24 protein-coding genes are annotated in these 24,711 nt (G+C 69.9%); 12 read left to right on the forward strand and 12 right to left on the reverse strand.

Translation table 11 applies throughout. From position 1 onward, the window contains the following. Positions 1-68: 68 nt before the first annotated feature. Complete coding sequence (locus ACIRL2_RS18760; RefSeq protein ID WP_395860197.1) at positions 69-941, reverse strand: ABC transporter permease; 873 nt, start codon at positions 939-941, stop codon at positions 69-71. Then, entirely contained in the window at positions 938-1,828 is an 891-nt protein-coding gene (locus tag ACIRL2_RS18765; protein WP_395860953.1) for an ABC transporter ATP-binding protein, read from the reverse strand. Before ACIRL2_RS18765 ends, ACIRL2_RS18760 begins: the two co-directional genes overlap by 4 nt. A gap of 436 nt (positions 1,829-2,264) precedes the next feature. On the opposite strand from ACIRL2_RS18765, the gene ACIRL2_RS18770 reads away from it, so the two are divergent. From ACIRL2_RS18770 to ACIRL2_RS18780, 3 genes are all read left to right on the forward strand, one after another. After that, positions 2,265-2,879, forward strand: a complete 615-nt coding sequence (locus ACIRL2_RS18770) for a TetR/AcrR family transcriptional regulator (RefSeq protein WP_402233396.1) — start codon at positions 2,265-2,267, stop codon at positions 2,877-2,879. Between the two features lie 63 nt (positions 2,880-2,942). Then, entirely contained in the window at positions 2,943-4,442 is a 1,500-nt protein-coding gene (locus ACIRL2_RS18775) for an MFS transporter (protein ID WP_402233398.1), read from the forward strand. Positions 4,443-4,538: 96 nt separating this feature from the next. Next, on the forward strand, positions 4,539-4,961 hold the full coding sequence (locus ACIRL2_RS18780; RefSeq protein ID WP_395860202.1) for an ATP-binding protein: 423 nt from the start codon (positions 4,539-4,541) through the stop codon (positions 4,959-4,961). Between the two features lie 126 nt (positions 4,962-5,087). Here ACIRL2_RS18780 and ACIRL2_RS18785 read toward each other — a convergent pair whose 3' ends face one another. Continuing rightward, the gene (locus ACIRL2_RS18785) at positions 5,088-5,426 is read right to left on the reverse strand and encodes an NIPSNAP family protein (RefSeq protein ID WP_395860204.1); all 339 of its coding nucleotides are present in this window, start codon (positions 5,424-5,426) and stop codon (positions 5,088-5,090) included. A gap of 511 nt (positions 5,427-5,937) precedes the next feature. Here ACIRL2_RS18785 and ACIRL2_RS18790 point away from each other — a divergent pair. Continuing rightward, a complete protein-coding gene (locus tag ACIRL2_RS18790; RefSeq protein ID WP_402233401.1) occupies positions 5,938-6,372 on the forward strand; it encodes a VOC family protein in 435 nt (144 codons plus the stop codon). Positions 6,373-6,436: 64 nt separating this feature from the next. Here the strand turns inward: ACIRL2_RS18790 and ACIRL2_RS18795 are convergent, their stop codons facing one another. Continuing rightward, on the reverse strand, positions 6,437-7,003 hold the full coding sequence (locus tag ACIRL2_RS18795) for a CGNR zinc finger domain-containing protein (RefSeq protein ID WP_395860206.1): 567 nt from the start codon (positions 7,001-7,003) through the stop codon (positions 6,437-6,439). A gap of 38 nt (positions 7,004-7,041) precedes the next feature. Here ACIRL2_RS18795 and ACIRL2_RS18800 point away from each other — a divergent pair, with 38 nt between their 5' ends. After that, positions 7,042-7,983, forward strand: a complete 942-nt coding sequence (locus tag ACIRL2_RS18800; RefSeq protein WP_402233403.1) for an EamA family transporter — start codon at positions 7,042-7,044, stop codon at positions 7,981-7,983. A gap of 203 nt (positions 7,984-8,186) precedes the next feature. Here the strand turns inward: ACIRL2_RS18800 and ACIRL2_RS18805 are convergent, their stop codons facing one another. Further along, positions 8,187-9,656: a hypothetical protein gene (locus ACIRL2_RS18805; RefSeq protein WP_402233406.1), complete on the reverse strand. Its 1,470-nt coding sequence runs from the start codon at positions 9,654-9,656 to the stop codon at positions 8,187-8,189. Between the two features lie 305 nt (positions 9,657-9,961). Between ACIRL2_RS18805 and ACIRL2_RS18810 the strand changes: the two genes are divergently transcribed. The 3 genes from ACIRL2_RS18810 to ACIRL2_RS18820 all read left to right on the forward strand — a co-directional run bounded on the left by ACIRL2_RS18810 (position 9,962) and on the right by ACIRL2_RS18820 (position 12,525). Further along, entirely contained in the window at positions 9,962-11,239 is a 1,278-nt protein-coding gene (locus ACIRL2_RS18810; protein WP_395860211.1) for a hypothetical protein, read from the forward strand. Between the two features lie 354 nt (positions 11,240-11,593). Continuing rightward, positions 11,594-12,268, forward strand: coding sequence for a hypothetical protein (locus ACIRL2_RS18815; RefSeq protein WP_395860213.1), 675 nt, complete (start codon positions 11,594-11,596; stop codon positions 12,266-12,268). Between the two features lie 92 nt (positions 12,269-12,360). Further along, the gene (locus tag ACIRL2_RS18820) at positions 12,361-12,525 is read left to right on the forward strand and encodes a hypothetical protein (protein ID WP_395860215.1); all 165 of its coding nucleotides are present in this window, start codon (positions 12,361-12,363) and stop codon (positions 12,523-12,525) included. A 157-nt stretch (positions 12,526-12,682) separates the two neighbouring features. Here ACIRL2_RS18820 and ACIRL2_RS18825 read toward each other — a convergent pair whose 3' ends face one another. Continuing rightward, positions 12,683-12,904, reverse strand: coding sequence for a hypothetical protein (locus tag ACIRL2_RS18825; protein ID WP_395860217.1), 222 nt, complete (start codon positions 12,902-12,904; stop codon positions 12,683-12,685). Between the two features lie 525 nt (positions 12,905-13,429). Further along, positions 13,430-14,677, reverse strand: a complete 1,248-nt coding sequence (locus ACIRL2_RS18830) for a sensor histidine kinase (protein WP_395860219.1) — start codon at positions 14,675-14,677, stop codon at positions 13,430-13,432. A gap of 631 nt (positions 14,678-15,308) precedes the next feature. Between ACIRL2_RS18830 and ACIRL2_RS18835 the strand changes: the two genes are divergently transcribed. Together ACIRL2_RS18835 and eno are read left to right on the forward strand one after the other, a co-directional pair. After that, positions 15,309-16,673 carry a phosphotransferase gene (locus tag ACIRL2_RS18835; protein WP_402233411.1) on the forward strand — a complete coding sequence of 455 codons (1,365 nt, stop codon included), beginning with the start codon at positions 15,309-15,311 and terminating at the stop codon, positions 16,671-16,673. Positions 16,674-17,026: 353 nt separating this feature from the next. Further along, positions 17,027-18,310, forward strand: coding sequence for a phosphopyruvate hydratase (gene eno, locus ACIRL2_RS18840; RefSeq protein WP_402233414.1), 1,284 nt, complete (start codon positions 17,027-17,029; stop codon positions 18,308-18,310). Between the two features lie 69 nt (positions 18,311-18,379). Here eno and ACIRL2_RS18845 read toward each other — a convergent pair whose 3' ends face one another. The 3 genes from ACIRL2_RS18845 to ACIRL2_RS18855 form a co-directional block, all read right to left on the reverse strand. Next, complete coding sequence (locus tag ACIRL2_RS18845; protein ID WP_395860225.1) at positions 18,380-20,101, reverse strand: type IV secretory system conjugative DNA transfer family protein; 1,722 nt, start codon at positions 20,099-20,101, stop codon at positions 18,380-18,382. 307 nt (positions 20,102-20,408) lie between these two features. Continuing rightward, positions 20,409-21,029 (reverse strand): cysteine dioxygenase, encoded by a 621-nt coding sequence (locus ACIRL2_RS18850; RefSeq protein WP_395860227.1) that lies wholly within the window; start codon positions 21,027-21,029, stop codon positions 20,409-20,411. Between the two features lie 296 nt (positions 21,030-21,325). Beyond that, positions 21,326-21,427 (reverse strand): putative leader peptide, encoded by a 102-nt coding sequence (locus tag ACIRL2_RS18855; protein ID WP_395860229.1) that lies wholly within the window; start codon positions 21,425-21,427, stop codon positions 21,326-21,328. Between the two features lie 333 nt (positions 21,428-21,760). Between ACIRL2_RS18855 and ACIRL2_RS18860 the strand changes: the two genes are divergently transcribed. Then, entirely contained in the window at positions 21,761-22,159 is a 399-nt protein-coding gene (locus ACIRL2_RS18860; RefSeq protein ID WP_402233418.1) for a nuclear transport factor 2 family protein, read from the forward strand. Positions 22,160-22,243: 84 nt separating this feature from the next. On the opposite strand, the gene ACIRL2_RS18865 is transcribed toward ACIRL2_RS18860, so the two are convergent. Next, positions 22,244-23,248, reverse strand: a complete 1,005-nt coding sequence (locus ACIRL2_RS18865) for a YdcF family protein (protein WP_402233421.1) — start codon at positions 23,246-23,248, stop codon at positions 22,244-22,246. A 240-nt stretch (positions 23,249-23,488) separates the two neighbouring features. Next, the gene (locus tag ACIRL2_RS18870; protein WP_331770049.1) at positions 23,489-23,983 is read right to left on the reverse strand and encodes a PaaI family thioesterase; all 495 of its coding nucleotides are present in this window, start codon (positions 23,981-23,983) and stop codon (positions 23,489-23,491) included. 127 nt (positions 23,984-24,110) lie between these two features. Between ACIRL2_RS18870 and ACIRL2_RS18875 the strand changes: the two genes are divergently transcribed. Beyond that, entirely contained in the window at positions 24,111-24,590 is a 480-nt protein-coding gene (locus ACIRL2_RS18875; RefSeq protein WP_395860957.1) for a winged helix-turn-helix transcriptional regulator, read from the forward strand. Positions 24,591-24,711 lie beyond the last annotated feature (121 nt).

A 24,711-nucleotide genomic window follows, 5' to 3' on the forward strand; every position in this document is an offset into this window, starting at 1 on the left:
TGGCATCGCATCGGGCCTGCGCTGAGGTGGTGACGTCGCGTCGGGACCGCGTCGTGGTTGACGGCGCGTCAGGACTGCCCGGGACCGCGGTCGCGCGGTGCCCACGGAGTGCACAGTCGGCCCACGTGGCGGATCAACTCGGAGAAGAGCACGCCGACGATCGCGACCACGATGATCCCGACGAACATCGCGCGGTTGTCGAAGAGTTGGCGCGAATTGAAGATCACGTAGCCCAGGCCCTTGTTGTCGGGCGAGGCGATCCCCTCGGAGGCGATGATGACCAGGACCGCGACGCCCGCCGAGATCCGCAGGCCCACCATCACCTGCGGCAGCGACGCGGGCAGCAACACGTGTCGGAACATCTGCCACGGACCGGCGCCGAAGACCGCCCCGGCCTCGCGGTAGCCGTCGGGCACGGCGATGACCGCGGCCATTGTGGCGATCCAGACGAAGAAGAACACCGTCACCGCGACAAGCGCGATGTGCGGTGCCTCGCCGAGACCGAACATGGTCATGAAGATCGGCAGGAGCGCGAGCTTGGGCACCACGTACAGGGCGTCCAGGGTGGGTTCGAGCGCGGCCCGAACCAGCGCGTTGGTACCCATCAGGAGGCCGACGACGAATCCGCCGATGGCGCCGATCGCGTAGCCGGGCAGCACCCGGGCCAGCGTGGCCCACACGTCCGGCCACAGCTTGCCGTCGGTGGCGTCGGTCCAGCCGTCCGCGACGATGGTCGAGGGCGCGGGGTAGAGCCGGTCGTCGATCCACCCCTGGTTCGCGGCGAGTTGCCACCACAGCAGGAGGACCACGGGAACGGCGACGGCCAGGCCGATCTCCAGGAGTCGCCGTCGCGTCCGCGCCCGGCCGGGGTCGCGTTCGGCGGTGCCCGGTTCGCGGACCAGCACTCGGATCGACGCGTTGTCCTTCACGGTGACCGTCACGGCGCGACCTCCTCCTTGTCCTTCTCCTGCTCCCTCTTCGGGTCCTGCTTCTGCTTGCCGCCCTGCTTCGGGTCCCGGTCCTGCTCCCGGTCCGTCTCCTGCTCGCGGGTGGTCGTCGTCTCGACCTCCCCGCGCAGCAGTTCCCACAGTTCGGCCTGCATCGCGGCGAACTCCGGTGACCTGCGCACCTCTCCGGTCCGCGGGCGGGCGAACGGCGGTACCCGCTCGGCGATCAGTCGGCCGGGCCGTGCGGACATCACCAGGACGCGGTCGCCCAGCACCAGCGCCTCCTCCAGGCTGTGTGTGACGAACAGGACGGTGCGCTTGTCCGCCTGGCAGATCTCCAGGAGTTCGTCCTGCAGGATCGTCCGCAGCTGCGCGTCCAGGGCCGCGAACGGCTCGTCCATGAGCAGGATTTCCGGCTCGACCGCGAGCGCGCGGGCGATCGACACGCGCTGCTGCATCCCGCCGGACAGGGCCGCGGGGTAGCGGTCGGCGAAGTCCGCGAGGCCGAGTCGACCCAGCCAGTCGCGCGCTCGCGCGTTCGCCTCCTTGCGTGGCACCCGACGCAGGTCCAGGCCGAACCGAACGTTGGCCAACACCGTCTTCCACGGGCTGATGCCGTAGTTCTGGAACACCATCGCGGCGGGGTTCGCGGTCGCCGCCGTCACCTCGACCCGGCCGGCGGTCGGCTTGACCAGCCCGGCCACGATCCGCAGGAATGTGGACTTGCCACACCCTGACGGGCCGACGATGCAGCAGAATTCCCCGGGTTCGACGTCCAGATCGAGTGGGCCGAGCGCGTGCACCCGGCTCGCGCCGCGACCGAATCGGCGCTCGACCCCCGCGGCTCGGATCCTGCCGGCCTGCGCGGCCGGTTCGGGCAGCTCCTGGCCCACGTGTCTCACCCCTGAAGTCCGTGCGGTCCGTGCGATCCGTCGATCCGTCGCGATCCGTCTGCGTCCGGTGCCCGTATGCGTCCGTGTTCGAGCACAGCCGGTGTCCCCACCGGAGTCGATCATTCCGTTCGACCGGCGTGACAATATGACGATGCGTCAGATTTCTCAATCGATCGAATCGACAAAATGACATTGACCCTGAGATGTGTCCACCACGAGACCTGACGGAGTCTCAGGCGTGCTCGACAGCGTCGTCTTCGCGCGGACTCGATGCCGAGAATCCCGGTCCTGGAACCGATATTCACGACCGACCACCTCCACCCCCACCAAACTCGCTATCGAAACGGTTGCGTTTCGATAGCGCCACCTCTAGCGTTGGCGAAACGACGTCGTTTCGCTATTTCAACCGACGAGGTACCCCCGCATGCACACCGACTCGACCGGGACCACCGACTCCGCGCCCTCCGGACGACGTTCGCGGCTGACCGCGGAGCGCGAGGCCGAGTTGTACGTGGCCACGCTGGACCTGCTCCGTGAGATGGGCTACGCCGCGTTGACCATGGAGGCCATCGCCACGCGAGCCAAGGCCGGCAAGGCGACCCTGTACCGCCAGTGGCGGAGCAAGCCGCGTCTGGTCGCGGCGGCACTGCGGCACAACAAGGGCGCGTCCCTGGTCGGCCTGGACACCGGTTCGCTGCGTGGCGACCTGTACGAGACCGTGCACCGGATCGCGTACGGCGCCGCCCCCGACACCGCACTGCTCGCGAGTGTCGCGCACGCCATCCTGGGCGATCCCGAACTCGGCCTGGCGGTACGGGAAGCCATCGTCGATCCCGAGGCGGCGGTGCTCGACCGGGTGCTCGCGAACGCTGTCGCGCGCGGCGAAGTCGCCCCGGACAACCCCGCGGTGGGCCTGCTGGCACACCTGCTGATCGGCGCGGTGACCGGCCGACCCCTGATCGAGGGCTGCATCGCCGACGAGGAATACCTACAGCGCTACATCGACGCCGTCGTGCTCCCGGCGCTGCTCCGGCACTGAACCGCCGGCCGCAGGCCATTTCCCCAAGCGCGTCCTCTCCCACCCGACAGGAGCAGATTCGCCATGCCACAAAACACCGCCGCCCCGGCCGTGGCACCACCGGACCCGGCCGCTGCCGGCGCCGTGCCCCGCCGCTGGTGGATCCTCGCGGTGATCGCGCTGGCCCAGGTCACCGTCGTCCTGGACGCCACCATCGTCAACATCGCCCTGCCGTCCGCACAGCGCGACCTCGGCTTCTCCGACGGCAATCGCCAATGGGTGGTCACCGCCTACGCCCTCGCGTTCGGCAGCCTGCTGCTGCTCGGCGGCCGGATCGCCGACCTGTTCGGCCGCCGAAACGCCTTCCTGATCGGCCTGTTCGGCTTCGCCTTGGCCTCCGCCGCCGGCGGCGCCGCGCCGAACTTCGAGGTACTGGTGGCCGCCCGCGCCCTCCAGGGCGTCTTCGGCGCGCTCCTCGCCCCGGCCGCACTGTCGCTGCTCACCACCACGTTCACCGACCCGACCGAACGTGCCAAGGCCTTCGGCGTGTTCGGCGCCGTCGCCGGCGCGGGCGGCGGCGTGGGACTGCTCCTGGGCGGCGTACTGACCCAACACCTCGACTGGCGCTGGTGCCTGTACGTCAACCTGATCCTGGCCGGCCTCGCCATCGTCGGTGGAGTCCTGCTGCTGGGCGGGCACGAGCGCGCCGCCGACCGCCCCCGTCTGGACCTGCCGGGCACATTGGCCGTCTCCGCCGGTCTGTTCGCGCTCGTCTACGGCTTCTCGCACGCGGAGAGCGACGGTTGGCGCGACCCGATCACCTACGGCTGCCTGATCGCCGCCGTCGTACTGCTCGCCGTCTTCGCCCGCATCCAGACCGTCGTGGCCAACCCGCTCCTGCCGCCGCGCGTACTCCTGGACCGCGACCGGGGCGCCGCCCTGATCGGCATGCTCGTGGCCGGCGCCGGCATGTTCGGCATCTTCCTGTTCCTGACCTACTACATGCAGCAGACCCTGCACTACAGCCCGGTGAAGACCGGGCTGGCCTTCCTGCCCATGGTGTTCGGCATCATGCTCACCGCGACCAGCGCAACCGTCGTCCTGCTGCCGCGCTTCGGGCCCAAGCCGATCGTGCCGACCGGGATGGGCCTGGCCGCGCTCGCCCTGCTCCACATGACCCGCCTGGATCTGGACAGTGCGTACGCGACCGACCTGATGCCCGGCCTGATCGTGTTCGGCGCGGGCGTGGGACTGGTCATCGCGCCGTGCATGAGCGCGGCCACGTTCGGCGTACGCGCGCAGGACTCCGGGGTTGCCTCGGCCGCGGTCAACACCGTGCAGCAGGTCGGCGGTTCGGTCGGCATCGCGCTGCTGAGCACGCTGTCCGCGTCGGCCGGATCGCACTACCTGAAGGACCATCGGGCCGGCCCGGAGACCTTCGCCCGCGCCGCGCTGGAGAGTTACGCGACCGCCTACCGCTGGTCCGCCGCGTTCTTCGCCGTCGGCCTGGTCGCCACGGCGCTGCTCTTCCGTCGCGGCGCCCCCGTCGTCGACCCGAACACGGCCCCCACCGTGCACATGTAGTCGATGTCCCGGCCCGTCTTCTTGACCTCTCCCGGAACGGATGGCGTGGCCTTCACCGGGTAGGCACCCGCGACAACACGATCCGGGAGGACGGTTTTGGGCGAGGCGATGCGGGCCAAGGGATGGGCACGGGCGTTCCCCGTGGAGACGGGAGTCGGCGCCGGGCGGCGATGGGCCAGGGAACGCCTGGCCATGCTGGAGTGGACCGAGGACGCCCCCGAGACGGTGGACGCGATTCTGCTCGTGGTCACCGAACTGGTCACCAACACTCACCTGCACGCCCACACTCGCGCTCACGTGGTCATCTCCTGGGACGGCCACTGCCTGCACGTGCACGTGTGCGACGACGACCCCACTCTGCCGACACCACGAACCCCCGACAGCCTCACCCCCGGCGGACGGGGCCTGGCCCTGGTCGACGCGGTCACCGACGACTGGAACATCCACCCCCACCGCCACGGCAAAACCATCGACACTTGCTTCCGCCCTCCGACAACGAGCGAGTCGACGAAGCCCTGAAGCAACTCCCCAGCGCGGTTCGCGGGATGGCCACCCACCGGATGCCTGCGAGATCGCACATCCCCATCCCCGTACGGGACGACCACGACGGCGGGCGGCGGCGTTCGCGATGCGCCGCCGATTCCGTCAATCCCGCGGCGCGGCTTCGGGACCGACGTCCCCCGGCAGTATCGGCCGCATGAACGTGCGTTCGTAGCGCACGACACAACCGCTCTCGTCCCGGATACGGTCCGCTGCCACGAAGTCCGGATCCACTCCGAACAGGCCGCGGTACCGCTCGTAGGCGGCCAGGCTCGGGAAGGTGAACAGGGCCAGGGCCCGGTCGCTCGCCCCCTCGGCAGGCAGGAAGTAGCCATGATGGATTCCACCGTGGCGACCGACCAGTTCCATCCAACAACGCCCGAACCGTTCGAACGCCTCGATCTTGGCGGGATCGATCGTGTAGTCGACGACGCAAGTGATCACCCGAACATCCTTCCCTTCCGCAGAGCTTCCAGTCACGGTCGTCCGGCGGCGCGGCGGAGCGACCGAAGCGGAGGCTTTCGGCGCTTCCCTTCGCCGCCGCCGGCGACGGGCGACGGGCGACGGCCGACAGGCGACGGGCGATGGGCGACGGGAACGACGCCCGGTTCGGCGGCGAAGCCCCACATGACGACCGGGTAGCGGTCCTCGCCGTCGACAATCTCGAAAGCCGCCCAGGCGATCCGTTCGCAGCACATGCGTTACGGACCAGCCGTCTTCGCTGTGATCAGCCGTCTTGGCCGACTACGGCGCGACACAGCGCGCCCCGTCGATCGCTCACCCCGTGCCGGGAGCATCCGTGCCTCTCCCCGCGATCCGCGGGCAGCGCATGGGGTGTCGCCTTCTGGGCAGAGAAGGCGGTATGAGGGTGCTCACGGACCTGGGCGGGCCACGTCCGCCGCGCGGCGATCAAGCCCTGCTCCCGGTGAACGGCACGCGCCGCTACCGTGGACCGATGGCATCGATCAAGAAGTTCCAAGTCACCTTCGACTGCGCGGAGCCTGAGCGCGTCGCTCGTTTCTGGTGCGAGGTGTTGGGGTACGTCGTACCGCCGCCGCCGGAGGGCTTTGCCACCTGGGACGAATACCACCGCTCGCTGCCGCCCGAGCGCCGGGGCGCGGCGTTCGTCTGCATGGATCCCACCGGTGTGGGCCCACGCATGTACTTCCAGCGTGTTCCGGAAGGCAAGGTCGTCAAGAATCGGGTGCACCTCGATGTACGGGCCGGCACCGGGCTCGTGGGTGAAGAGCGCCTCGCCACACTCGAGGCCGAGTCCGCACGACTGGTCGCGCTCGGAGCGGTACAGGTGCGGGTATTGCATGCCGATGCCGTGAACGAATCCTGCATCCTGATGCAGGACATCGAGGGCAACGAGTTCTGTCTCGACTGAGCGGTCGTGAACGCGTCGCCACCTGCCGGTCCTGCCGCCTGACGACGAGCAGGGGCGCCGCCGTTCAGGTCGCCGTGCTCGGCCTGTCCGCGGGCCGGCGTGTGCCGAGGCGGGCGCGGTAGGCGGCCACCGCGTTGCGGTTGGCACACGCGGTGCTGCAGTAGCGGCGCGAACGGTTCCGGGTGAGGTCCAGGACGATGCCCGCACAGCCTTCGTCCGCGCACAGGAACAGGCGGGACAGCTCATCGACGCGCACCACGTCGGTCATGGCCATCGCGGTCTCCACGATGACGCGGGTTGCCAGGGGCGCGTCGGAGGACACGGCGTGCAGATGCCAGTCCTGGTCGTCGTGACGAACGAGCTGCGGGAGCGCACGAGCGTCGATGAGCATCGTGTTCACCAGGCTCGCGGCGCGGTCGCGGTCGGCGGTCAACAGCTCGCGCAGAACCGGCCGCAGCTCGCGCATGCTCGCGAGTTCCTCGGCATCGCGGTCCCGGCGTCCGGTGTAGCGATGTTCGGCGCACCACGCGTCCAACTCCTGGACGGTGGTGAGGGTGTCCGACCCCTCCGCGCTGTTGACCAGCGCCACGGCCGCCTGCAGGTCGGACTCGGTGTCATGACCAAAAATCATTTTGACATCTTACATCTTCTCTCTTAGCGTCATGGTCTATGACCCAGGTAGTCGATGACACGCTGCGTGTACGCGCCTCCTCCGGCGCCCTCGGCGGCGGCCTGTTCCTCGCCCTCGTCTCCGCGATGTCCTTCGGCATGTCGGGATCGTTGGCACGAGGACTGCTCTCGTCCGGGTGGAGCCCGGGAGCCATCGTGCTGGCCCGGGTCGGCATCGCCGCGCTCGTCGTGGCGCCGTTCGCGGTCGCGTCCCTGCGCGGGCGCCTGCGGCAACTGCGCGCGCAGCTGCCGACCGTGCTGGTGTACGGCGTATTGGGGCTCGCCGGCGCGCAGTTCTGCTTCTTCTCCGCGGTCGCCACGATGGACGTCGCGCCCGCGTTGCTCATCGAGTACACCGCTCCGGCGGCCGTCGTGGTGTGGTTGTGGGTGCGTCGCGGTCAGCGCCCGCGGCCGTACACCCTGGCCGGCGCCGGCATGGCAGCCGCCGGCCTGGTACTGGCCGTCGACCTGCTCTCCGGCGCCGACCTGGCATGGTCGGGCGTCGCCTGGGCGCTCGCCGCGATGGTGGGCCTGACGGCGTACTTCCTCATCGCGGCGGACACCGACACCGGGCTGCCGCCGGTGGCCCTGACCGGTGCCGGTCTCGTGATCGGCACGGTCACCCTCGCCGCCCTCGCGGCCGTCGGCCTGTTGCCGATGCACGCCACCCTCGAACCGGCTTCCTACACGACCGGCAGCACACCGTGGTGGGTGCCGGTGCTCCTGCTCGGCCTGGTCACCGCCGCCTTGGCCTACACGACGGGAACCGCGGCGAGCCGCCGCCTCGGCTCACGCACCGCCTCCTTCATCGCCCTGCTGGAAGTCGTCGCCAGTGTGGGCTTCGCCTGGCTGCTGATCGACGAGGCACCGACGACGTCCCAGACCGTCGGCGGCCTCCTGATCATCGGCGGCGTCGTCCTGGCCAAGCTCGACGACCGCTGATCCCCCCGGAGCACAGGAACGACCGCTGCCGAAACGCGCTCGGGAAACGCCGGAGCCGGGCAACGGGCAACCGGCTCCGGTGAAGTCCCGCATCGATCCGTCGCGAGAACGAGTGGCCCGGTTCCCCGCACCGCGAGCGCGGCGTCACATACCCCGCGTCGCCCCAGCCGCAGACGGTTCGACCGCTCACCAACCGACGGTGGTTATGCGAGTGGTTTGGCGCCGAAGACGAAGATGCCGTCCCTGGTGCTCACCAGACCGTGGCCGTCGGCGGTCATCCTGGGGAACAGCTCGCCCGGCACCCCTTCGGGCAGCACGACCTTCCTGGTTCGAGCGTCGACCACGAGCGGATCGCCGGCGCGCGGGTTGTCGCCGTTCATGCTCCCACTGGGGCTGTAGCCGCGCTTGCTCGCGTACAGGGCGCCGTTGACCACCACGAACGACTCGATCGGCAACTCACCCTCCTTGGGCTGCTGCCATACGATCCGACCGGTCCTCAGGTCCCATGCCGTGGTTCGCACTTCGCCGCCGGTGCCGGCCGCGACGAACATCAGCGACTCCTCGCGGTCGACGATCGCGCGGTAGTAGCCGCTGGTGATGCGCGGTCCGTCGTGGACGAGGTTTCCGGTCGCCAGGTCGTACAGTCCCCACTGCGTCGCGAAGCTGAAGCTGCCCTTCGAGCCCGCGTCCCAGGCGATGACGATCTTGTCGCCGCCGATCATCCGTACGATCGCCGGAGCATGACCGCTGGTCGTCGATGCCTCGGGAGTGCCGGCGGGCTTGCGTACGCTCGCGGTCGTCCACTTGCGCTGACCGGTGGCGATGTCGGTGGCGACCAAGTGCTTCACACCGTCCTTGTCCGCCTTGTCGTAGGAGAACAGCAGGCCGCCGAAGATTTGCCGGTCCTTGCCGCCGTCGAAGTCGGCGATGTTGTGCTCGACCGTCACACCCGCCGAACCTCCTTGCGCGGGGCGCACGTTCACCGTGGCCTTGGAGCCGTCGTGCACGGTACGCACCACCCACCCGTCGACGACGGTCTCCGTGGTGTCGGCGTCGCTGTCCTCGGGAAGCGCGGCCCTTCCCGCTTCACGACCGTTCTCGTCCAATGCCAACCACACGGTGGTGCGTTTCGCGGTGCTCAACCCGTCGGACGCGGTCTTTTCGGTGTAGACGGCGTACAGCACCGGCTTGCCGGCCCACGTTCCGGCGACGATGCGGCCACGCAGGTTCACGGTCGCGCGGACCGCGCCGCTCTCGGCGTCGCGCAGTTCCACGGTGTTCCAGTCACCGACGATGGTGTCGGCACCGGGCGCGGGTGTCGATTTGGGCACGTTCGCGGCCAGTTCGGTACGCACGAGCGCCACCGTGTTGCCGACGATCCGCGGTTCGGCCGGCCCGGTGACCTTGCCCGTCGAGGTGTCGACCTTGGCACCTTCCTTGCCAGCGGCCACGGACCAGAGCGGCTTGTCGGTCAGACCCGGCAGCGCGGGCCCGGCGTACGCGGGGCCGTTGCGGATCGCCGAGCCGCCGCCCGGTGCGCCGTCCCCGGCAGTCGGGGCATCGCTGTTGGCGCCGGCCGGACGGCGCTCGTCCGCGCTGTCCCCGTCGCCCGAACACCCGCCCAGGGTGAGCGTGAAGGCGACGGCACCGGCGAGGGCCACGTTCCTGGACATCAACCGCACGGCTTCTCCGAGTTCATCAAGGGCCGCGAAAGCACGCGAACAGAACAGGTGTCGGCACAGGACCGGCACGACAGTGAGAGGAGGAAGTGGGAGTGGCGCCGCACGCCGCGACGCCCCGTCCGCAGTCCCCACCGATGTGGAGCTTTCCACGATCGAGTGATGGAGAGACCGTTCATCGCGCCCATGACGTGTCTGTGACCTGGCGCGATGTGTCTTCCGCGACGGATCGAAACAGATGAGGCGCATAGCTGCGGCAGAATCGGTGCTCGCCTACGCGATGGGACGGGGACTCGAGCATGAGCGACACCACCGGTACGGGCAGTTCCGCGGACGCGGACGTCGCCGGGGACACGAGCGGTACGAACGCCGACGACGAACGGTCCGCCCACGCCGCGGCCGTGGCGGCGGAACAGCACGTCGCCCGTCTGCTGCGGGAGGCCCAGAATCGCGCCGTCGCGCACGGCGCGGTCCCCGAGCCGCGCAAGGGCAGCGCCAAGCCCCGACGTCCCGGGTCGCTGCGTCATATCGCGGCGGTCGTCATCGAGTTACGCCTGTACGACCTGGCGGTGTCACCGACGGACGGTCCGGACCACAACCCGATCGACCAGGCTCTGAAGGGCAGGCCCGGCCGCGTCGCCAACGTCGACCTGGTGCTCGCCGTCGCCCGCGCCTGCCATCACATCGCCGGACAGGAGTTCGGTGACGCCCAGGCCCGGACCTACACAGCGGCGGCCCGGCAGGCCGACGCGCTCCGCAGGAGGGCGGAGATCGCGGCCAAGGCCCGCCCGCTCGACCCGGTCGGCAGCCCGCCGGAACGCCCGCTCGCGGGTGCGACGGCGGACGCGGTCACCGAGCCGGGCGCCGGCGGCGCCGAGGCACCGGACACTGCTTCGGGCGGATCGCCGGGTGCCTCGCCGGACGGATCGCCGGGTACATCGCCGGACGGTGGGTCGGCCACGTCGCCGGCAGCATCGTCCGAAGGCTCTCCGACCACCGCGTCGAGGCGACGTCAACCGCCCCGACTCACCGCTGTCGCCGCGTTGGCCGCCGTCGCGGCGGCATCCGCGGGGATCACGTGGTGGGCGACCTCGGGAGACTCGGACGCGCGGCCGTCGGATTCCGCCGACGCGCGGCCCATGGCCACACAGCACATCGACCCGGTTTCCGAGTCGGCGCCGACCGTGCTCAGTTGCCGCGACGGTGTCGTCGACGCCGGCATCATCGAATCCCCCGCGACGATCTTCGTCGACAGCCAGGCCACGATGGTCCTGCCCACTCTGGACTTCGACACCATGAACGGCTCGGCCCGCTACCTGAGTCACCAGGGCCGCAAGTACTACTGGGGCAGGGCCGGGTCCGACGACCACGACCCGCACTCCGGCGGCGTACGCCTGTTGTGGCGGCTCGACGGCGAAACCGCGTGGCACGAGTGCCGCAAGGCGCTTCCCACGGAGGAACGCGACTACGTGCGTACTCCGGCTGTTCCGACCGTCATCAACAACCGTGCCGTCACCGTCAAGATCTGCCTCTGGCGAGACGACCCGTACCTGGAGAACTGCACCCGAGAGCAGTAGCCCGGGTCGCGCGTGGGCAAGACACCTGTGCACACCGCCGCACAGGCATGGGGACCCTGGCGGCCGACCGGCGAACCGGAAATACCGAGCGGTCTCAGCGAGAGGTCGCCGAGTCGCGTACGCGCCGGCCCGTCCACGACCGCACTCGGGATCGCCGGTCGCCGCTCGGGGTTCGGTGTGCGTCCCCTGCGCGGAAACCGGACGCTCGCGACGCCCCGGCCGAAGAGCCCGGCCGGGCACCTGCCGTCGACCTCGGTCACAACGACATGCCGGCCGGCTCCCGGAGGGCACGCTTAGACTCGAAGGTGCGGCGTAGCACGGGGCTCGCCGGGCAAAGAACAAGGGTGGAACCGGATGGACTCCCAACCGGCCGACGGGTGGACGCAGAATGACGAATACCTCTGGTACACCTGCGACATCGTGGCCGATGTCGTCACCGGCCAGGCGCACCGCCGCCCGCTCGTAGCGAGCACGGCCCGGATCGAGGCGGGGGAACGCGTACTCGCGACCGGGCCGGGGGATCAGTTCAGACTGCGCGCGGTGGGCAATGGCAGTTACCGCAGCACCGGCGTGGCCGCAATCGGCAAGCCGGGGTTCGTGGTGGGCGCGCTGGCCCTGAACGCCCTGGGCAACGCGGCGCGCCGCAAGCGTGCGCAGCAGGACACCGTCCCACGTTGGGTGCACGACGGCGGCGGCGAACTGACCATCACCCAACTGTCGGCGTACCTCGCTCATCCCCGCAATCCGCTGAGCCTCGGCTTCACCGGTCTCGACCAGATCGACCTGCCCGAGCCCGGCGTCTTCGAGGCCCGCTACCACGACATGTACGGCAAGGGCTACATGTGCGTGCGCGTCACCACCCCGTGGGCGTCGCTGATGTTCGCCCTGGCAGCCCTGGCGGCGTTCCCGGCACACCCCCGGCTCCTCGGCGGCACCTGGCTCCCTCCCGGTTTCGAGGCGCGCTGCGCCCACTTCGGCCGAGCGGTACGCCCCGTGCAGCAACTGGTGCTGACCCAGGGCCAGGGCTAGCGCCGTATCAGGCAACGTTCGCTCTGTGTTCGAGGCGGGAAACGGTCCTCAGCCATCGGCGAACGGGCAGTGATCAGGCACGGCGAGACCGCATGGAGCCGGACCGGCCGGCATGCCGGCCGCAACGCGTGGCCGACCAGCAGGTGGTCGACGAGTTCGCCTTGTCCTTCGAAGACGCGGGAGAACCGCTGCTGGATGCAAATACCGAACCTACCCACGCTTTTACCGGCGACCGGCACTACGACGTGTACGCGTAGCCGCTGCCGTCCCGAGGCCGGCCGACTGCCGATCCCCGGGAGGGTCGGGGATTTCGCCTGCGTTCGTCGCGTCTCGAAGGGCCCGCCGTCCCGCTCCTTCGGCGGCCACCGAAGGAGCGGGAGGAACCCGGCGCGGGAAGGAACCGGCGCGGGAGGATCAGTGCGTGTAGAGGTAGAACCAGCCCTGGGAACCCGACGTGCAGAAGAAGTTCGGGCCCCAGAGTTGAATGCCCGCCTGGCCGGCCGCGTTGCATTCGGCATACGTGGTGTAGACGCCACTCACATGGAACTCGCCGCCGGCGCTCGCGGAGGTCGCGGCGCAGATGGGGAACAGAACCGCCGCAACGACGGCGACAAGCAACCCGATGCGTTGTCTCACGTGCCAACTCCTTTTGCCTGGACGCGATCCGCCTGCTCGTCGGCTCGTGTCGGAGATGGTGCGATGCCACCCGCATACTACGGACGCAACACCGGAAAGGTCTAGACCAACCAAGGTCCAGACCTTCCGGGGTACGGCCCCGACCACGGCAACCCACCCGAGCGGAGCCGTTCTCGGCGTCACACGGACGATCGATCGGGCGAGGGAACGACCCTCGGTGTCCGTGCACCTGTGGTTCGGCGATCGCCCGCCTCGTCAGGCCGCCAGGTGTCGTGCCGGCGGGTTCCAACTGGAGTCGAATGGAGTCGAAGCCCAAGTGGGCACCCCCCGCCGCGGAATTGCTCGGGGACGCCGGTCTGGCGCAGGGTCGGACGGGTACGTCCACCGCCCAGGTGGCTCCTCAAATCCTCGTGGTGTCCCGTGCTTTCGAAACGTGGACCCGCGCACCGACACGAACTCATCGCGACCCGCGGCGGCTCGCCCCGCCGGTTCCGCGACAGGCGGGCGTGGACGGTGACACCACGCTCAGCCCCACGGCAGGTGGGCGCGTACCTCGAAACCGCCGTCCGGGGTGGGGCCGCAGGCGAGGGTTCCGCCGGCCAGGGTGGCGCGTTCGGTCAAGCCGATCAGGCCCTGACCGGAGCCCGGCACGTGCGGCACCTCGCCCGGCGGCGCCGGGTTTCGCACGCACACGGTCAGGCCCTCGCCGGGTGCGCCCGCGACCGTGACCGTGGTCTCGGCTCCGGGGGCGTGCTTGCGGGCGTTGGTCAGTGCCTCCTGGGCGATGCGGTAGGCGGTGCGGCCGACGGAGGCGGGTACGGTCGCCGCGTCGGTGACCTCGTGGGTCAGAGTGATCCTCATGCCGGCCTCGCGCGACTCGGCGACCAGACCGTCCAGCGCGGCGAGCGTCGGCTGGGGCCGGCCGCCGGGGTCGTCGGCATCGCCCGTGCGCAGCACACCGATGATCTCCCTGAGATCCTGCAGGGCCTCGTGGGCGCTCTCCCGGATGACCCCGGCCGCGCGCGCGACCTGCTCGCGTGGCGCGTCCGGCCGGAACTCCAGCGCGCCGGCGTGCACGCTCAACAGGGTCAGCCGGTGCGCGAGGACGTCGTGCATCTCGCGGGCGATGGCCTCGCGGGCAAGGCGCTGCGCCTGCTCGGCCCGCAACCGCGCCTCCGCCTCGGCGCGGCGGGCCCGGTCCCGCAGGCTGAGCATGAGTTGCCGCTTGGCGCGTACGAACATGCCCCAGCCGATGACCGACAGAGTCAACAGCACGGCGAACACCACGACGCCGAGGTACGACAGATCGGGATCCGGGCGCAGCCGGTAGAACACCGGGACCAGCGCGAGTTGCAGACCGCCCACCCACGCCACGTACCGGAAGGGACGGTGCACCGTGAGGGTGAACAGCGCGATGAGGGCGGCGCCGCCCGCGGCGGTGGAGACAAGACCGACCGGGATCATGGCGACGGCCAGTCCCAACGGCCACCGGCGGCGAAACCAGACCGCGCCACAGGCCAGAACACCCAGTGCCAGGTCGGCGACCACGAGGCCGCGTGGCAGATCCGACTCCTGCAGAGCGTCGACGGCGGCGAGGCCGATACCGACGGCCACCAGGAAACCGCAGGTGTCGACGATCCAGTCGCGGGCCGTGCGGCGGGATCGACCGTGCCCGCTCCTGTCGGGATCGAGCTGGTCCACCACCGCGGATGGCAGCCACCACCGCCGCTCGCCGAACGCCCGTGGCTCCGGCACCGTCGTGTCATCTTTCATGGTCGACAAAAGTACGCAATGGTCCTGCGCACAACGGCTCGACCTCCCGAAGTCTCCGCCCGACGACATTCACGGCGAGACACGGTCCGGACCGTGCAAGCCCGGCCGGCGACGCACAGCGCCGAATGCCGTGTCCCGGAGGACCCTTCGCGCAAAGTCGCGCGAGCACGGCCGCATGCGGTCGGGGGTGGGTCCGCGGTGGTGGCGTGGCGCACCGAGCGCCGTTCTCTCGAACGGATGTGACGCTCTCGTTCGAGTGAATCTCTCGTCGGTGCCGGTGATGTCGATCCAGGCCCGGGCGCCCGGATGCGCACCGGCTCGAGGTGTTCGCAGAGGTTGTCCGGGCGCGTCTCCGCACGGGGAGTCGCCCGTTCGGTCACTTCTCCCCGTCGCCTCATCCATGTCACAGTTCCTCCGGTTTCTCTCGTCTCGTGAGAGCCGGTTCCCAAGTCCGGAGGGTGAACGGGGTCATGCGGGTGTTCGCGGCAAGTCGTGCCAGGGGCCTCGGGCGGCCGACGCCCCGGCCGTGGCGCGAGGGCCACCGGGTGAGCGCCGGCACGGCGAGCACGACCGGCCGTGGCTGTGGTCGCAGCCGGGCACGGCGGTTCCGGACCCGGCGAGGGGGGCAGTGGTGAGACCGGCACCGGCCGCACCCGAAGACGGCCTTTCGCCGCCGGAGATCGACGTCGTCCGCCACCTGCTGGGCATGGCGGTCAACGACTCGCCTGCCGATTTCGCGTATGGCGAAGGCATTCCCGCTTCGTACGCGGAGGTGCTCACCGACGCGTACGAGAGTGCGGGGCTGGGAAATTTCCCGCTTTCGGGCAGGCCCCCCGTCCGCGGGGCCTTCAGCACCGGGGTCGTGGCGCTGACCACGAAGGGCTATGTGGTCGGGCAACGGACCAGCGAGAACTACCGCCCCACACATCCCGTCCTGCAGGCGGAACCGATCGTGACGACGCCGCAGGCACTGCGTATCGCCAACGGGCAACGACCGGGACTCACCCCTCGGTTGTTCCACCACGAGGACGAGAAGCTGATCGTGACCAGCTTCGAGTTCGGGACACACCCGCGGAGGGACCGCGACCCGTCCGGCACCGTCGTTCGTCGACTGCTCCTCCAGGGACTGCCCCAGGCGTTGACCGACTTCACGACGATACGGATCCCGCGAGAGGTACGACGCCACCAGAACGTGGACTCGACCGTGGCCATGATCGACCGCGCGCGAACCGTGCGCCGCAGTCGCTTCAGCGAGGAACAACTGCGTGGGACGGCCACCTTCGGAATCGACGACGCCCTCCTGGACGACCTGGGCGATCGAGCCGCCGCGTTCACCCCGCGTACCCCCGGCATCCTGCACAACGACCTGCACTACGACAACATGCTGGTGCGGCCGGTGCCGCGAGACGGTCGGATGCCGAGCAGGGCGGTCTGCCTGCTGGACCTGCAGTTCGTGACCGAAGGCGACCCGGTACAGGACCTCGCGTGTGCTGCGGTCAAGCTCGACTGCACGAGGGACGAGGTCGCCGATCTGGCCGTCGGCTGGGCCCGTCGGCTGGATGCCGGCAGAACGTCCGGGATCGAGCACGACCTTCCCGCCGCCATGGCGGCGGTCTCCGCGACGCAGTCGACGGTGCTCATCCCCAACGTGATCAAGGCCGTGCGAGAGGCCGCCGAACGTGATCGGTCGAGTCTTGAACACACCCTCGACGAGGCCGCCCGAAAGATCCAGGCCTGCGTGGCACCGGCCATGGAGTACGGTCGCGACGCACGGGTCACCACCGCCTGGGTCCGCGACCGCCTCGGCGGCACGCTCCCCCGGAACCCCGCGATGATCCCGGTCGTGGGATTTTGGCCGGTCACCAGTCCACACCGTGCGTCGCCGGCGCCCGTCCTGCCCGGTTCAACGGAACACGCTTCCCACACCCCTCGACTCGCCCCGGAGCAGCGAGCGCGGAACACCCGAAGCGACCCCATCTCGGGGTGGCAGGCGTAACCGACGTCTTCATCGCGGCGGACGCCGACGGCTCTCCACCCGAGGAGGTCGGGGGCGCCGCGTCCGGGCCCGTCGCGGAAATGTATTGCGTGGGGTACGCGTTCCACAGCGCCGGGCGCGAGCGTGGTCTGCCCGAGGGGTGCGGAGCCGCCGATGAGCGATCGCCATCATCGAAGAACGCACGGGAATTCGGCTGTCCCGACTGTCCGAAAGCACCTGCCCCGACCGCTGCGTGAGCTCCGTTCACCGGCCTGGATAGGGTGGCCGGCGAGGCACGGCGATGAAGCCGTAGGACCACCGGCATCACGTCACCCGGACCGACGGGCGCGCAGCCGACGACAGTAGGAGCAAACATGACTGCGATTGGCCGTGTCGTGGGACGCGAAGTCATCGACAGCAGGGGCAACCCCACGGTGGAGGTCGACGTCCTGCTGGAGGACGGTTCGCTGGGCCGTGCGGCTGTTCCCTCCGGTGCCTCCACCGGCGCGAACGAAGCCGTCGAACTCCGCGACGGCGACGAGGCCCGGTTCCACGGCAAGGGTGTACGCCAAGCCGTCGACGCGGTCAACGGTGCCATCGCCGAAGCACTTGTCGGGCTCGAGGCCGAGGACCAGGCCCTGGTCGACGAGGCCATGATCGCCCTCGACGGCACGCCCAACAAGGGCAGGTTCGGAGCCAACGCGATCCTCGGTGCGTCGTTGGCGACCGTGAAGGCCGCCGCCGCCGCGCATCGGCTGCCGCTGTACCGCTATGTCGGAGGCGCCGGCGCACGGCTGCTGCCGGTGCCGATGATGAACATCATCAACGGTGGCGCGCACGCCAACAACGCGCTGGACTTCCAGGAGTTCATGATCGCCCCGATCGGCGCGGAGAACTTCTTCGACGCGGTGCGGATGGGCTCCGAGGTCTTCCACACCCTGCGCAAGTCCCTGTCCGACGCCGGTCACAGCACCGGGGTGGGCGACGAAGGCGGCTTCGCCCCCTCGCTGAGCACCGCGGACGAGGCGCTGCAGTTCGTCGTGGACGCCATCGAGAAGTCCGGCTACACGCCCGGGGATGACATCACGCTGGTGATGGACCCGGCCTCTTCGGAGTTCTTCCGGGACAACGTCTACGACTATGCCGGGGAGGGCGTCAAGCGCTCCATCGAGGAACACGCCGAGTACCTCGCCGGTCTGGTCTCCCGCTACCCGATCGCCTCGATCGAGGACCCGATGGCGGAGGACGACCTCAAGGGCTGGAAGCTGCTCATGGACGTGCTGGGCAGCAAGTGCCAGCTCACCGGTGACGATGTCTTCTGCACCAACGTCGACCGGCTCCGCGACGGCATCCGTGACGGGGTGGCCAACTCCATCCTGGTCAAGGTCAACCAGATCGGCTCCCTCACCGAGACGCTGACCACCGTCGACGCCGCGCACAAGGCCGGCTACACGGTGGTGATGTCGCACCGTTCCGGCGAGACCGAGGACACCACGATCGCCGACCTCGCCGTGGCCACCGGCTGCGGCCAGATCAAAACCGGTTCGCTGTCGCGTTCGGACCGCACGGCCAAGTACAACCAGCTGATCCGGATCGAGGAGGAACTCGGCTCCCAGGCCCGGTACGCCGGCCGTTCTGCGCTGTACGTGGCCGGCTGACGATTCCTCGAACAACGCCCCACGTGGCCCGGCCGCCGGTCGCACCGGTGGCCGGGCGGTGAAGACCGGTCACCCCCTTGGGGCGTGGCGGGCGAGCGAGGCGCGGATGGCGTTCGCGCGTGGGCCCTCCCACCAGGGCACGGTCTTGACCAGGACCGGAGGGGTGCCACTCATCAGCACGAGCGCGCGACCGCGCGGCAGCGCGGCGAGGTCGGCGATGTCGAGTACCGATTCCGGGCGGGATGCCCGGGTGGTCGACTGGGTCCACAGAGCCGGGGACGTACTCGACGTACTGGTGGTGGCCGGCTCGAACATGCCCGCCGCGGCGGAGAGTTCGCCGAGGAGGCGGGTATCGGCGACGCCGCCGCCGTAGACCCGGACGTTCGCCGCGCCCCACAGCTTGGCCATGCCGTGCTCACCCCAGACCGCCACGCCCTGTGCCCAGGACTGGAGGATCGTCATCATCAGGATGCCACGCGACCCGTAGTGGCTGTACATGGTGGGGAGTTCCTTCCAGGGGCAGACGTTCGCCGCCTCGTCCAGGACGAACACCGCGGGCACCGGCAGTCGGCCGCCGGGACTCTCGATCGCCACGCCCTCCGACGCGTAGGCGATCGCCGTGGTCAGCGCCAGGACCAGTGGGGCGGCCATCTTGTTCGTTTCCTCGGACAGCAGGTAGATGGTGCCGCCCACGGTCGACGCGAAGGCGTTGTGCGAGAACTGTGGGCGCGAGGCGTCCTCGTTCGGCGTCACCCATTGGGTGACCTCGGCCGCGGACAGGAACGACGCCATTTGCAGAGCCGTGCCGTACACGCCCGCGCGTTGCGCGGATGGAGCCTGATGGACACTTTCGACGGCGTTCGCCACCGTGTGGTGGCCGTGGTGGCGCAGGATCCGGCTGGGCGTGTCGTCGTTGGGGCGGGTCAGCCACCCGTACACGTCGGTGATGGGCCGGTCGTCGATCGAGGCGGCGAGCATGAGGTGGCCGAAGAGATCCTGTCCGGCGGGTTCGAAGTAGCCGTCGCTGCGGACGTGCGAGCCCCGATTGACGCTCGCGAAGATGGAGGCGAGGACGACCGCCTTCACCACGTTGTCGCCGATGAAGGTCAGGGGGTTCCACCACCATGACGCCGGTTCCCCGGCCTGTCCTTGCGGGTCGAACACCCAGACCGGGCCACCGCGGGCCCGTACGCCCCGGGTCGCGTCCAGGATGTCGCGCTTGTTCGAGGTGACGACCACGCTCCCGGGCGCGGCGACGACGGCGGGGATCGCCCTGGTGGCGGTCTTGCCCGTGCGCGGTCCCCAGATGTCGACGTGCATGTCCTCCCACGATCCCCACAGTTCCCGGTTGCCGCGCACCGTACGTCCCACGAGCAGGCCGGGGCCGGCATCGCGGGCCACGCCCATGCGCAGCGCCCTCGCGCGGGCGGCACGTCCCGTCGTGTGCCGCAGGTCGCCGGCTCGCGCCAGGTACCGGGCGGCGCGATCGACCCTCGGCCGGTCGGCCCGAGCGCGGATCAGGGCGGTCGCACCCGCGCCCAGCAGACCCAACTCCCCCACGGCGACGAGCGTCGCCGGTACGCCGGGCCATGAGTAGGTGCCGGCGAGCCACTCGAGGACGAACCTCGGGGGGAAGGCGGCGGGACGCGGCCGGGTGCCGTCCGCCCACGTGATGACGAATGCCGCCGACCAGAGCCAGCAGCAGACCAGCAGGGCGGCTGCCGGCAGCGCGGCCAGCATGATCATCTCGGTGTGCGGCGAGGGGCCACGTCTGGTGGTGGTAGCGCTCATTGCGGAGTGATCCGATCGGTGAAGCGGCTGACGGCGCCCGGACGCGCGGCAGCACGGGAAGTCGGTGCACGATGGCTTCGCCCGCACGCCGGCACGAAGGCCCCTCGACCGCGAGGGAGGCGGCGAGCGCGTCGTGTCGAGCGGGCGGAAGTCGACAAGGAAGGCGGCTACGGGTCGAAGCGACGACAGCTGTGGCTACGGCTACGGCGACAGCGCGTAGCGGATACGAGAAAACGACACCAGGGCCGGGAACGCCGAGGCCGATCCTCCGCGCCCGCGCCCGATCCGGGCCTGCCCGCCACCGTCGTCACCAGTCCGTCGCGTTCTCGATGGTGGTCAGGGTGAGCCGGTTGCCGACCCGCAGATAGTGGCGCATCGAGGGAAGCGCGGGACTGTACACGTGGACCGAGATCGCGTGTTCGACATCGGAACGGTTGCGTACGTCGTGCACGTGCGATGCGCCGAAGGCCCGCCCTCGGCCCGCGCGCAGAAGCCGCGCTTCCGGTTGCCGGGGCTCCAACTCGACCGCGCCTCCCACAACGATGGGCAGGCTCCGTACCCGCAGGACCTGCTCGGTGAGTTCACCACGCGCCACCGCGAACGCGCCCCGTGCCCCGCCGTGGTCGTGAAAGCCGGTCGAGGAACCCGGTGGCCATCCGATCAACCACGCCTCGCCACCGCCCGGCACAGGGAGCCGCGACCAGGTGCGTTGCTCGGGGTCCAACCGCAGGGTGGAGACAAGTTCCCGGTCTCTCACCGCGGTCAGCACGAAATCCAGGGACGATCGCGTCGACGGATGCGATGGAGCCGCGGCGGCCACGGCGGCCGAGGTCTGCGAGCCCAACCCGTCGACGTCGGGTCCGGGTAGTCCGGGAAGTCCGGACGATCGGGGCGTGAAGTTGTCGGAGGCAACGGAGTCTGTACGCATGCAACGTCCTCGAAAGGGGTGCTGCGCGCTGTTGCTGCCGCATGCCCTCCACCCTTCCGCCCACGCACACGCGTCGCGTGTCGGGGTCGGGCGTGGGCGGACGTCTCGTCGCACCGAAGGGCGGCCCGGATACCGGGTCGGCCGGACGGCGTCAGGAGGTGCGTGAGGGCACGTCGCTTGCACTTCGCGGCGAGGCGAATCCTCGTTGCGGATCGTTCGGTCCAGGCAATGGACCGCGGCGAGATGCGAAGTGCGCGCGTCGGCAAGTGGGGCGCGCGAAAGGGCCGGGGCTCAGGTCAGCGCGAAGCGCGACACAGACACCCGGCGTACCTGAGAAGATCCAGGTGGATGCGCCCAACGAGGATTTCGTGACTGCTCACGCTCACGGACACAATCACGCAGGTTCAGCACAGTCAAATCGGCTTGCTCCAACTGCCTGCCTTCGAAGCAGAGTTGGCGATTTCCGGCTGCTCCGCGGCAGGCGAGTCCGCATGCAGGCCCACTCGTCCTCCTCCTGAGGGCGACCGACTCGCTCCCTGCGACGGGCCCGCCCGCCGGGGCCGGCCGCAGCCGCGCGAGCCGGGGAATCTGTCGCTCACCCACATCGGTGTGCGTGGTGTTTGTTTTGTACTGAGCGATCCAATATGGTGTCGGCACGTGCTCGTGCGGCACGAACCCTGTTGTGGCAGGTGCCTACTTCGGCACGTGCCTTTTCGAAGGAAGGTTGGGCCATGAGCGAGACCAGGGCAGTCGTCGAGGAGTTCTTCCGTCGCGCCGGGGCCGGTGACTTCGCGCGGATGCCGGAGTTGTTCGCCGAGGAGGTCAACTGGGACGTCTACGGCGCCGAGGAGGTGCCATGGATCGGTCGTCGCACCACGCGGGCCGAGGTCGCCGACTTCTTCGACATCCTTCCCCGGCACCTCAAGGCCGAGGAGTTCGCCATCCACCAGGTCGTCGTGGACGGCGAGGACGCGGTCGCCCTCGGCTACATGCGACAGGTGGTCGTGACCACCGGCGACCTGTTCGTCTCCCCGTTCGCCTTCCGCTTCACGGTGCAAAACGGCCTGATCACTCGCTACGTCACCTACGAGGACAGTCTGAACCTGGCCCGCGCGTTCGGCGTGGTCTGACCGGCCGGGCCGCATCCGGCCGGGGATCGGTGCGGGATCACCGGCGCGGGCCGTCAAACCCGGGCCCGCGTCGCGCGGCGGCTTTCAGCGCCACAGCCAGGCGGCCACTCCGGATACGGCGATGAGCAGGCACACGCCGAGGTTGACGACCTTGTAGGTCAGGAACACCGCGACGAACTCGCGGATCGTCGCGCTGGGGCGGAAGTACGAAGCCGTCGGCGCGCCGACCACTTGGCCGCGCACCCCGGTGCGGCGCGCGAGCAGGGCGGCGCGGAAGGCGTGGAAGTTGTTGGTGACGATGACGCACCGGTAACCGGGGTCGGCGGCCGTCATGATCGCCTTGCTGAAAAGCAGGTTCTCCTCGGTGTTCCGCGAACGGTCCTCGCGCACGATGCGTTCCGCGGGGAACCCGCCTGCGACCAGGTAGTCGGCCATCGCGTGTGACTCCGGTAGGTCCTCGTCGGGGCCCCGGCCGCCCGACGTGATGAGCACGGGCTGGTTCCCGCGTGCGACTTGGGCCTCGAAGAGGGTTCGCGCGCGATCGAGCCGACTGGCCAGCAGGGGTGGCACCTTCTCGCCGCCGACGAGGCCGGAGCCGAGTACGACCACGAAGTCGACCGAGCGGCGCACCCGCAATCGCTCGTAGAGGAAGGCGTATCCGACGAAGCACAGAAGCAGGAAGGACACGTAGCCGACCACCAGAACGACGGTGCCCGAGACCACGATCAGCGTACGCGAGCGGGTGACCGTGGCCGTCACGAGAAGTGCGATCACGGCGACGATGGCCAGCCCCGTCAACAGCGAGAGCAGGTTGGCGGGACGGACGCCCTCCCGGCGCACCATCGTCACGCCGTTGGACACCAGCGCGCCGGCGAGCACGAGCACACCCACGGCCGGAGCGAGCAGGAGGAGCACGGTCAGCACCGCCACGAGCGGCCGTGGTATCCGGCTCAATTCACCGATCAGCCCGACGATGAGGGCGACGAGGGCCAGGCCGAGATACACGGCGTTGCCGAACCGGCGGCGGTCCCTCAGGACTCCGACGAGGAAGAGCACAAAGAACAGCGCGGCAAAGGCGTAGGCGAACACCGCCGAATCCTATGCAGCGCGACCCACCCCGCTCGCAGGGCACACCCGGGGCGCCGACCGGCGACGGCAACCGGCCGACCGTCACGTCCACCAATCCGGGAGGCGGGTCCCTGCGGCCCCACCCTCCCGGGCCCGCGGAGCGCCGGGCGAAGGCGACGAGCCTTCCTCCGATATCGGTCGGATCACAGTGCCGGGACCGAGGGCTCGGCACCTCCCCGTCGGCCCGCGCTGCCCGCGCGGTCACGCCCCCGGGATCGGGAAGATCATGCAGCTACTCGTCGCGTGCGCGAGGAGACGGTCGTTCGCGTCCAACAGCTCGGCCTCCGCGAGCGCGGTGCGCCGGCCTTGGCTGCGCACCCGGCCCACGGCGCGAATCCGGCCGGTGTCGAAGGTGATCGGACGCAGGAACTTCGTGGACAGGTCGAGCGAGGTGTACGCCATGCCCGCGGGCAGCGTCGTGTGCACCGCGCAACCGGCCGCCGAGTCCAGCAGGGTCGCGTACACGCCGCCGTGCACGCTCCCGATCGGGTTGTAGTGCTCCTCGCCCGGCGTCATGGAGAACACGGCGCGCCCGTGCTCGACCTCATCGAGGGTGAAGTCGAGGGTGGCGGCTATCGGCGGCCCCGGATACCTGCCGGCGATCATCGCCTTGAGGAAATCGAGGCCGGCCATGGAGGCGGCGGCGCCTGCCGTGATCGCCGGGTCGTCCCACGTATACGTCCGCGACCTGCCCATGCCCGTCCTCCGTTTCCTTCCCGGCCGTGCCGTGGCGCGACGGGCTGTCCTGTGCCGTGACCGGCGCCGCGGCCGGCACCGACTGACTGCGGTTTCCGAAGTCAGGTGTCACACTACTCCCATGGACCTGGAGTGGCTGGACATCGACCCCGCGCAGTGCCCGGTCCGGCGCACGCTCGACCTGGTGGGAGAGAAGTGGTCGCTGTTGATCCTGCGGGACGCCGTCAACGGTGTGCGCAGGTTCGACGACTTCCGACGCCACGTCGGCTTGTCGGAGGCCGTGCTCACCGACCGACTGCGCAAACTGGTCGCCGGTGGTGTGCTCGCGACCCGGCCCTACCGCGAGCCCGGAGCGCGCACGCGCAACGAGTACCGGGTCACCGCCAAGGGCTGGGACCTGTGGCCGGTGCTGCTGGCCCTCAAGGAGTTCGGCGAGAAGCACTGGGCCGATCCGGCGGGGCCGATGCTCGACGTAGGGCACCGCGACTGCGGAGCGCCGGTCCGCGTCGTCGTCGAATGCGCCGAGGGGCACCCGCATCTGACGCATCGTGATGTGACGGCACGACCGGGACCGGCCGCCCGTCCGCTCACCAGACCCACCCGCTGAGCGCCCGTCCGCACCCTCCACCGACGCACCACACGCTTCCCCACGCAGGGCGGCTCGCCGGAACAGCCCCGAGGGGGAACCCACCTCGGCCGAGTCACGCTGTCGAGTCCCCGACCCGATG

Source organism: Embleya sp. NPDC127516 (assembly GCF_044765325.1).
Taxonomy (GTDB): Bacteria; Actinomycetota; Actinomycetes; order Streptomycetales; family Streptomycetaceae; genus Embleya.